Origin of the sequence: Micromonospora endophytica, from assembly GCF_003236305.1 — a bacterium.
GTDB lineage: Bacteria > Actinomycetota > Actinomycetes > Mycobacteriales > Micromonosporaceae > Micromonospora > Micromonospora endophytica.
Window position 1 is genome coordinate 1 of the sequence record NZ_POTX01000287.1, and the last position, 6,709, is coordinate 6,709.

Consider the following 6,709-nt stretch of genomic DNA (forward strand, 5'->3'; position numbering starts at 1 on the left):
CCCGGCGGGAGACCCGGCGTGCGCCGTTGCCGTCGGAGACGCTGACCACGTCGGCGGTGAACAGCCGCTCCAACGCCGTCAGGTCGCCGGTGCGGGCGGCGGTCAGGAAGGTGGCCAGCAGCCGCCGTTGGACGTCTTCCGGCACCGGCATCCTGCGGTCGCTGGCGACGTGCCTTCGCGCCCGGCTGACCAGCTGGCGCACGGCCGGTTCGGTCGACTGTAGGACCTCCGCTAGCTGCGGGTACGGGTAGTCGAACGCCTCCCGCAGCACGTACGCGGCCCGCTCGTGCGGCGTGAGCTTCTCCATCAGCGTCAGCACCGCGAGTTCCAGCGCCTCCCCGCGTTCGGCGCCGAGGAACGGGTCGGTGCTGGTGTCGACCGGCTCGGGCAGCCACGGCCCGACGTACGTCTCCCGGCGGGCCCGCGCCGACTGCAGCTCGTTGATGGCCAGCCGGGTGGTGGTCGTCGCCAGGAACGCGCCCGGATGCGCCACCACGCTCCGGTCGGTCGTCTGCCAACGCAGCCAGACGTTCTGCACCAGGTCCTCGGCTTCGCCGACGCTGCCCAGCATCCGGTACGCGATCCCGAACAGGCGTGGGCGCACCCCCATGAAGATCGTCGCCGCCTCCTCGAGATCGCCCACGCCGACCCTCCCGAAGATCATCTAACTAGTCGGACCAACGCGCTGTCGCGCGCCTCGGAGCCTGCCGGTACTCGTACCGGCAGCCAGCGCAAGACTTCCATCCGAGAGAGGAAAACCCCATGCCCACCATCGTTCTCGTCCACGGCACCTTCGCTGAATCCTCAGCTTGAGGGGCGTCGAGAGGCTGGCCGCCGGCGACCACGACGTCGTCGCCGTCGCCAACCCGCTGCGCGTCAGCGCCAGGATGAATGACCTTGCGCCGCCAGAGTGGATCACATCTCGGACGGTCGGTGGATGATTACTCTCTGTGTGCAGTTCTTTGTTGTTCGTTGTGGTCGCAGGCTTGTGAAAGTCGTTTCGTAACACTCTTGACACGTCAGTCCGGGCAGCTCTAGCGTTTGCGAAACGTTTCGACCCGAGCGTCGTGGAACCCCGCGACGCTGTCGAGGACAACTCGCCGGAGCGGCATGTCATCGTTACGCGAAGTAGCTAAGCAGGCGAACGTGGCCGTCAGTACGGTCTCCGCGGCCCTGAACGGAACCCGGCCGGTCGCGGCCGCGACCCGGGCCCGGATCGAGCTGGCCGCCGCCGACCTGGGCTACCGCCCCAACCTGCTGGCCCGGGGTCTGGTCAGCAAGCGGACCGGGATCCTGGCCCTGCTGTACCCGGCGCCGAACCGGGGCTTCGGCCTGACCGAGATGCAGTTCGCCACCAGCGCCGCCGAGGCCGCCAGCGAGGCCGGCTACCACCTGCTTCTCTCCCCGGACAAGTCTGACCCGGTCGCCGAACTGCGACACCTCACCGGCGTCGGGCTGATCGAGGGGGTGCTGCTGATGGAGGTCCGCCTCGACGACGAGCGGGTCGACCACCTGGTCGCCGCCGGCACGCCGTTCAGCATGATCGGCCGGACCCGGCAGCCGGCGGGGATCAGCTACGCCGACATCGACTTCGCTGCGACCGCCCGGGACGCCGTCGACCACATCGTCGGCCTCGGCCACCGTACGCTCGCCTTCCTCAACCACTCGCCGGACGCCTACGCCGCGCTCTACGGCCCGACCGTGCGCTGCGCCGAGGAGTTCGCCGTCGCCGCCGGCGACCGGGGCGTGGAATACCTGGGCGACCTGCACGCCGACTCGGTCGAGCAGGGGCGGGCCGCCTTTGAATGGTTGGCCACCAACCGCCCCGACGTGACCGCCGTCGCGGTGATGAACGACCACGCGGCGGTCGGGGTCCTCGGTGCCGTGGCCGATCGGGGTTGGCGGGTCCCCGAGGACCTGACTCTGCTGCTGGTCCTCTCCTCGGTGGAGGTGGCCCGGATGTTCCACCCACGACTGACCACCCTGGAGCCGCCCAGCGCCGAACTGGGCCGGCTCGGCGCGCGGATGCTCATCGACCAACTTCAGCCGGACGCCGGGGAGGGGAAGACGCCACGGCAGCAGCTGGTGCCCTGCCGACTGGTGGTGGGGGAGAGTTCGGGGCCGCCACGTCGCGGTGCGGAAACGGGGGTGCCGGAATGACCGGTGACAGCCCGCAGCGCGACGGGACGCCCGGACTCCGACCCGACCGACCCGCCGCCGCATCGGATCAGCCGGCCCGACCCGGCCTGCACAGCCTCACCGCCGGGCGGGGCATGCTCTTCGGCGGGGACTACAACCCGGAGCAGTGGCCGGAGGAGGTCTGGGTCGAGGATGTCGCGCTGATGCGCGCGGCCCACGTCAACCTGGTCACCGTCGGGGTCTTCAGCTGGGCCCGGATCGAACCGGAACCGGGCACGCGGGACTTCGGCTGGCTCGACCGGGTCCTGGACCTGCTGCACGACGGCGGGATCGCCGTCGACCTGGCCACCCCCACCGCCTCGCCGCCGCCCTGGCTCGGCCACCGCTGGCCGGAGACCCTGCCGGTGGACGAGTCCGGCCACCGGCTCTACTACGGTGCCCGCAACCAGTGGTGCCCCTCCTCACCGATCTACCGGGAACGGGCCCTGGCGCTGGTGACCGACCTGGCCGACCGGTACGCCGACCACCCGGCCCTGGCCATGTGGCACGTCGGCAACGAGTATGGCCAGGTCTGCCACTGCGACGACACCGCCGCCGCCTTCCGTGGTTGGCTGCGTGAGCGTTACGGCGACCTGGCGACGCTCAACGAGGCGTGGGGGACCACCTTCTGGAGCCAGCACTACGGCCAGTGGGACGAGATCCTCACCCCCCGTCGGGCGCCCTACCTGCGTAACCCGACCCAGATGCTGGACTTCCAGCGGTTCTGCTCCGACGCCCTGCTCGCGCACTACCGTGCGGAGCGGGACATCCTGCGCCGACGGACCCCGTCGGTCCCGGTCACCACGAACTTCATGGGCTTCTTCAAACCCGTGGACTACTGGGCCTGGGCGCCGCACGAGGATGTCGTGGCCAACGACTGGTACCCCTTCCCGGGCGACCCCCGGTCCCCGGTGCGGGCCGCGCTCACCCACGACCTGATGCGCGGGCTGGCCGGTGGCGGGCCGTGGATGCTGCTGGAACAGGCCACCGACGGGGTGAACTGGCAGAAACACAACCTGCCGAAGCCGGCCGGCCAGTTCCGGTTGGAGTCGCTGCAGGCGGTGGCGCGGGGCGCGGACGGGCTCTGCTACTTCCAGTGGCGGGCCTCCCGGTTCGGCGCCGAGCGGTACCACGCCGCCATGGTGCCGCACGCCGGAGCGGACACCCGACTGCACACCCGGGTGCGGGAGCACGGCGCGGAGCTGCGGCGACTGGCCCCGCTGGTGGGGCAGCCGGTGCCGGCCCGGGTGGCGCTGGTGCACGACTGGCAGAGCTGGTGGGCCTGCGAGTCCGACGGCCGCCCCAGTGACCGGCTGCTCGTCACCGACCAGCTGCTGCGCTTCTACGAACCACTGTGGCGGCGCGGGGTGACAGTGGACCTGGTGCCGCCGGGAGCGGAGCTGAGCGGCTACCGGCTCGTGGTGGTGCCGAACCTCTTCCTGCTCTCCGACGCCACCGCCGAGTCGCTGACCTCGTACGTCCGCGACGGCGGGGTGCTGCTGGTGGGGCCCTTCTCCGGGGTGGCCGATCCGCTCGGGCACATCCACACCGGCCGGTTCCCGGCGCCGCTGCGCGAGGTGCTGGGCGCCTCCGGGGAGGCGTGGCTGCCGGTGGCCGACGACCCGCCGCTGCGGTGCCGCTGGATCGCCGACGCCGAGCAACGCGGCGATGCCGACGCTCCGGCCGGCACCGTCCCCGACCCGTCCCCGACCGGTGTCGAGTTCACCGCCACGATCTGGTCGGAGCTGATGCGCGCCGAGTCGGCCCGTCCGGTCGCCACCTTCCTCGACGGCGACCTCGCTGGTGCCCCGGCGGTGCTGCGCAACGAGTTCGGGACCGGTCGGGCCTGGTACCTGGCGACTGTCCCGCAGGAGGCGGCGATGGTCGCGCTGACCGACCGGGTGCTCGCCGACGCGGCGGTCACCGGGGTGCTGCCCGACCTGCCGGACGGGGTCGAGGCAGTTCGTCGGGGAGACACGTTGTTCCTGCTCAACCACGGCGCCGGGCCGGCCCGGGTCACCCTGACGGAGCCGGCCGGGGAGTTGCTCACCGGGGACCGGGTCGAGGGGGCCCTGACCCTGGCACCGCGCGATGTCGTCGTACTGAAGCCTTTGGCCTGAAATCACGCACCACCCGTCCCGTGGGCGCGCGCGGAGCCCCCGCTCGTGCCCGTCGGGAAGCACCACACACCGCATATCCACCTGAGACAGACGTAGCTGGAGGAGACCCCATGCGCAGGAGGACCCTGCTCGCCACATCCGCCACCGCCCTTCTTCTCACCGCCTGCGGCAATGACGACGCCGACAACGACGCCAACACGGCGATCGAGGGCGACGAGAACGCCCCGGCCAACCTGGTCTTCTGGGCCTGGGCCGAGAACATCCAGCGGGTCATCGACCTCTGGAACCAGAAGAACCCCGAGCAGACCGTCACCCTCAGCGGCCAGGCCGCCGGCGACGAACTGGTCTCCAAGTTCCTCGCCGCGGTCAAGGCCGGCAACGCCCCGGACCTGGTCCAGGCCGAGTACCAGGCACTGCCGACCATGATCACGAACAACGCGCTGCAGGACCTCAGCGGCTCCCTCGGCGACGCCCAGGGCGCGTTCCCCGAGGGAACCTGGAACCTCACCTCGTTCAGCGGCGCCACCTACGCCATTCCGCAGGACGTCGGCCCGATGATGCTCTTCTACCGGGCTGACATCTTCGAGCAGATGGGACTCGAGGTCCCGAAGACCTGGGAGGAGTTCGGCGCCCTGGCCCGCACCGTGCGTGAGCGTGACGCCCGGCGCTACCTCACCACCTTCCACCCCGGCGACGCCGGCTGGCTCGCCGGCCTCGCCCAGCAGGCCGGCGCCAACTGGTGGACCAACGAAAACGGCACCTGGTCGGTCAACATCGACGACGAGGCGACCCGCAAGGTGCTCGGCTTCTGGAGCGACCTGGTCAACTCCAAGGCCATCCTCGGTGACCCGATGTACACCCCACAGTGGAACAGCCAGATCAGCGACGGCACCATCATCGCCTGGCCCACTGCGGTCTGGGGCGTCGGCGTCCTGGAGGGCATCGCCGCCAACGGCGCCGGCAAGTGGCAGATGGTCCCACTGCCGCAGTGGTCGGCCGGGGAGAACGTCACGGGCTTCTGGGGCGGCTCCTCCACCGCCGTCTCCGCCTCCTCGTCGAACAAGGCGCAGGCGGTCAAGTTCGCCCGCTGGATGAACACCGATCCCGAGGCGCTGAAGATCCTCGTCGAGATCGGTCTCTACCCCTCGGCCACCGCCGGACAGGGCGCCGACGTGCTCAGCACGCCGAAGTACATGAGCAACCAGCCCAACTACTACGAGGCCGCCGCCGAGATCGCCAAGGGTGCCCGAGGCTTCAACAGCTGGGGTCCGAACACCAACGTCACCTACGGCGCCTTCGAGGACCGGCTGCCCACCGCGGTCCGCTCCGGTGCCGACTTCGCCGCCGTCGCCGCCGAGGTCCAGCAGGTCAGCGTGGACGACCTGAAGCGGCAGGGCTACCAGGTCGCCGGCGGCTGAGCCGGTCGAAAAGGACGATGATGAGCACTGTTAACCCGGTGCCCGCGCGCCGCCGCCTCGGGCGGCGGCGCGGGGGCACCGCCGCGCCGTACCTCTTCACGCTGCCCGCCGCCGCGCTCTTTGTCGTTTTCATTCTCGTGCCGATCGGGTACGCGGTCTGGCTGAGCGTGCACGCCATGCGGGTACGCGGCGCCGGCTTCGGCATCCGCAGCGAGGTCTTCGTCGGGCTGGAGAACTACGCCCAGACCCTCGGCGACGGCGGTCTCTACGGTTCCCTGTTGCGGATGCTCGGCTACGGCCTGATCACCGTGCCGACCACCATGGGGCTGGCGCTGCTGTTCGCGCTCCTGCTCGACGCCCCCCGCGTCGGTGGCCGGCGCTACGCCCGGCTCGCCATCTTCCTGCCGTACGCGGTGCCCGGCGTGATCGCCAGCCTGCTCTGGGGCTTCATGTACCTTCCCGTGGTCAGCCCGATCACCAAGGGGCTGGAGGCGATCGGCCTGCCCGCGCCGAACTTCTTCGGCGACACGTCGATCTTCTTCTCGGTCGCCAACATCGCCATCTGGGGCGCGGTCGGCTTCAACATGGTGGTGCTCTTCACCGCCCTGCGGGCGATGCCGGTGGAGCTCTACGACGCCGCCCGCATCGACGGCTGCTCCGAGTGGCAGATCGCCTGGAAGATCAAGATCCCGCTGTTGCGTCCCGCACTCGTGATGACCTCGACCTTCTCCCTGATCGGCATGCTCCAGGTCTTCAGCGAGCCGACCACCCTGCGGCCGATAACCAACGCGATCACCGCCGACTGGGTGCCACTGATGAAGATCTACCAGCAGGCGTTCGTGGAGAACGACATCTACCTCGGCGCCGCCACCTCGGTGTTCCTGGCCGGCGTGACGGTCCTGCTCTCCCTCGCCGTGCTCGCCATCTTCCGGATCCGCGCCGCGAGGAGCGAACGATGAGCCCCACCCCGCAGCCCGCGTCGGCCACCCTGTC

The 6,709-nt window shown here is 70.5% G+C and carries 5 protein-coding genes; 4 read left to right on the top strand and 1 reads right to left on the bottom strand.

Annotated elements, in window-relative coordinates; genetic code table 11:
• Positions 1-643 (bottom strand): sigma-70 family RNA polymerase sigma factor (locus C1I93_RS26910; RefSeq protein WP_258378348.1); only part of this gene is annotated, 643 nt, incomplete at its 3' end.
• A gap of 467 nt (positions 644-1,110) precedes the next feature.
• Between C1I93_RS26910 and C1I93_RS26915 the strand changes: the two genes are divergently transcribed.
• The 4 genes from C1I93_RS26915 to C1I93_RS26930 all read left to right on the top strand — a co-directional run bounded on the left by C1I93_RS26915 (position 1,111) and on the right by C1I93_RS26930 (position 6,675).
• Positions 1,111-2,160, top strand: coding sequence for a LacI family DNA-binding transcriptional regulator (locus C1I93_RS26915; protein ID WP_111246079.1), 1,050 nt, complete (start codon positions 1,111-1,113; stop codon positions 2,158-2,160).
• Positions 2,157-4,298, top strand: a complete 2,142-nt coding sequence (locus C1I93_RS26920; protein ID WP_111246080.1) for a beta-galactosidase — start codon at positions 2,157-2,159, stop codon at positions 4,296-4,298. The genes C1I93_RS26915 and C1I93_RS26920 overlap by 4 nt, the downstream gene beginning before the upstream one ends.
• Positions 4,299-4,408: 110 nt before the next feature.
• The gene (locus C1I93_RS26925; RefSeq protein WP_111246081.1) at positions 4,409-5,716 is read left to right on the top strand and encodes an ABC transporter substrate-binding protein; all 1,308 of its coding nucleotides are present in this window, start codon (positions 4,409-4,411) and stop codon (positions 5,714-5,716) included.
• 20 nt (positions 5,717-5,736) lie between these two features.
• Positions 5,737-6,675 (top strand): carbohydrate ABC transporter permease, encoded by a 939-nt coding sequence (locus C1I93_RS26930; protein WP_111246082.1) that lies wholly within the window; start codon positions 5,737-5,739, stop codon positions 6,673-6,675.
• The last annotated feature ends 34 nt before the right edge of the window (positions 6,676-6,709 follow it).